This window comes from Litorimonas sp. (assembly GCA_029936425.1).
Taxonomy (GTDB): Bacteria; Pseudomonadota; Alphaproteobacteria; order Caulobacterales; family Maricaulaceae; genus Litorimonas.
In genome coordinates this window covers 1-2,251 of sequence record JAPYSU010000061.1, presented here as the reverse complement: position 1 = coordinate 2,251, position 2,251 = coordinate 1, and the positions used below count along the sequence as shown (strand labels likewise).

The following is a 2,251-nucleotide window of genomic DNA, read 5'->3' as shown; positions in this document are numbered from 1 at the left end:
GTTTTACCCTCAACCAATACGGCCACCTTTATTCCTTGTTGCGCGAGAGGATCAGGAAGGACGCCCAAGGTGGCGGCGATTTCTTCATAGACGTTTTCATCCTCCGAGCCACTTCTGACGCGCACCCCATCGGAAACGGGATCGCGGTCAACAAACCGGAGGCTTTCAACCGGAATCAATGCTGCTAGAGCAGGGACATGGGTAGTAAGGATTACTTGGTCGCCAGCCTCTGAGAGGGCTCGAAGCGCGCCAATTATTTGTTCCTGACTGTCCGGGTGTTGGGAAGTCTCAGGCTCCTCAATTGCGTAAATTACGCGTCTCTGAGGGGCTTGCCCGGCTTGTGCATCAATTCGACGTTTTTCAGCTTCCGCTTGAAAGAAGCTCATAAGCACTAGGCGCCGGACGCCCGAGCCCCTCTTGTTAAGCGGAATCCCATCATCCGCCTCAAGATCAAGTTTAAAGATGTTCTTCCAAGGTGGCTTCTTGAATTTCGGTTCGAGCGTATTCGCGATTGCAGGATACGACTCGCTTAGCTTGTCTAGCGTTCGTTGCGCGGTTTCCTGTGCCCGCTTATGCACTTCCTTGGTAATTGCCTCTAGCTCCGGCTCCAGATCCTCCAGAGCTTTTTCAATAGCTAATTTCATTGGATTTTGGACTTCAGGGTCCTGGTCACTGCTAGGTCGGTCCGATTGAAAGAGTGCGAATATCGGCATGTATGATTGAAGTGATGTCCACACAGCTTTGCCGTTTTGATCGTTTAACGGGATTTCACGCAATGTCGGTGCGAGGTCGCCAAATGAATCATAGATCGCTTGCCGCATAGAAGGGTTTGCAGCTTGATTACAGTTGTTTTCGAGGCCCCGTTCCTTAATGGTCTTGCGCAACTCGGCTTGCGTTTTTTGAAGAACATCGTCCGCGCCTTCCGTAGTTGGGTGTACGGCGTGAGCGTAGATCGTCGCCTTCGGTGTTTGATTCTGGCAGTTGAAAATTTTATGAACTTCGAGTTGCCCTTCTTCGTTTAGCAGATGCTCTGCCTGAAGGGTCGTCAACGCATTTGAATCGAGGATCAATTCGGTCGGCAAATCCTCAAAGACTATGCCGATCCGTACCGTTTTTGCATCGCCTCCCTTACTAGCGTCACTGGGATCAATTTTGATTACCTTACCTTCAAAGAAGATATCCAGTGCTTCAAGTATCGTCGATTTTCCAGCATCATTCTTCCCGATGATCCCTGTGAGATTAGAAATCGAAATCCTTGTCAGCGCTTTGTATGAACGGAAATTTTCCAGAATAATTGTAGCAACTCGCAAGTGTCCGCCTCCTTCGTGAAATGTTTGTTGTTAAAGCATCAAGGCTGCAAATTATGACTGGTTTTGAAAGTCATGAGTTGTCCGCATCTACGTCTCGAAAGAGATCCGCAAGTCCAGCACGCGCTGGCTTTGAACGTGCTGTGGGTGCGCTTGTAGAAGATTCGGGCGAATAATCCTCGTCGAGGCGGCTCACTGCCCAGCTGACCTCATGTTGAAGCTTCGTTAGGTAAGCTTGTTGTTCAGTTGTTGGAATTGTGAGCCTTACGAAGCGCTCGATGGACTCCACCAAGTCATCAAAATGGTTGTCTGGCGGATAATCCCTGTCCCAGCTATCTGCTTGAAGTTCGACCTGTTGCTCAATGTTCGCCAAGACACCATCGCGAACGACATTCAAGATCTCTTCTTTTTCACCTTCCGTAAGGACGTTTTCAACCAATCCACCGTCAAAGGCCGAAGAATCTGCTGCTTCTATTGCCGCGTCACGAACAGCTTCAACAAACTTTTGCCGCCGATCCTCTGGAAGTAGGTCAAAGCTATGAAGCCGTGAAAAAACCGATGAGTCTGAGTCCTCAGCAATCGGGGGAAAGAAGGAACTAATCTCCATGATATCAGGTCGGGTTTCCAAGAGCATTTTAGCAAACTCTCTGTTTGCTCGATAGGAGATAAAGGTCCGGAGCGACCTCACGTCCAATTTGGAGACTCGATTGAGAAGAAGCGGAAAATGGCTTTTCGGCACGACTACCGGGGCACCGCCAATGTTTATTCCCGGGCAAACCACCGAAAAAACCAACGTACTAGAACGAGCGCCTTTCAGATAAACTTCGATCTTCTCGGGGCTGCCCGCTAAGTATCGAGAATAAGAGTCAGAGACAGTGGGATGCTTGTAGGTCCAGTAAGGTCCATCTTCATCCTGAGCTAGGTTTAGCAGACTTCCATTGAGC

2 protein-coding genes are annotated in these 2,251 nt (G+C 49.3%); both read right to left on the bottom strand.

Going from position 1 to position 2,251, the window contains the following annotated elements:
- The coding region (locus tag ACN0IC_RS15020) for an ATP-binding protein (RefSeq protein WP_416879575.1) at window positions 1-1,310 on the bottom strand (1,310 nt) is incomplete at its 3' end.
- 70 nt (window positions 1,311-1,380) lie between these two features.
- Window positions 1,381-2,251, bottom strand: an 871-nt coding sequence (locus ACN0IC_RS15015; protein ID WP_416879574.1) for a hypothetical protein, incomplete at its 5' end; no start/stop codon positions are given.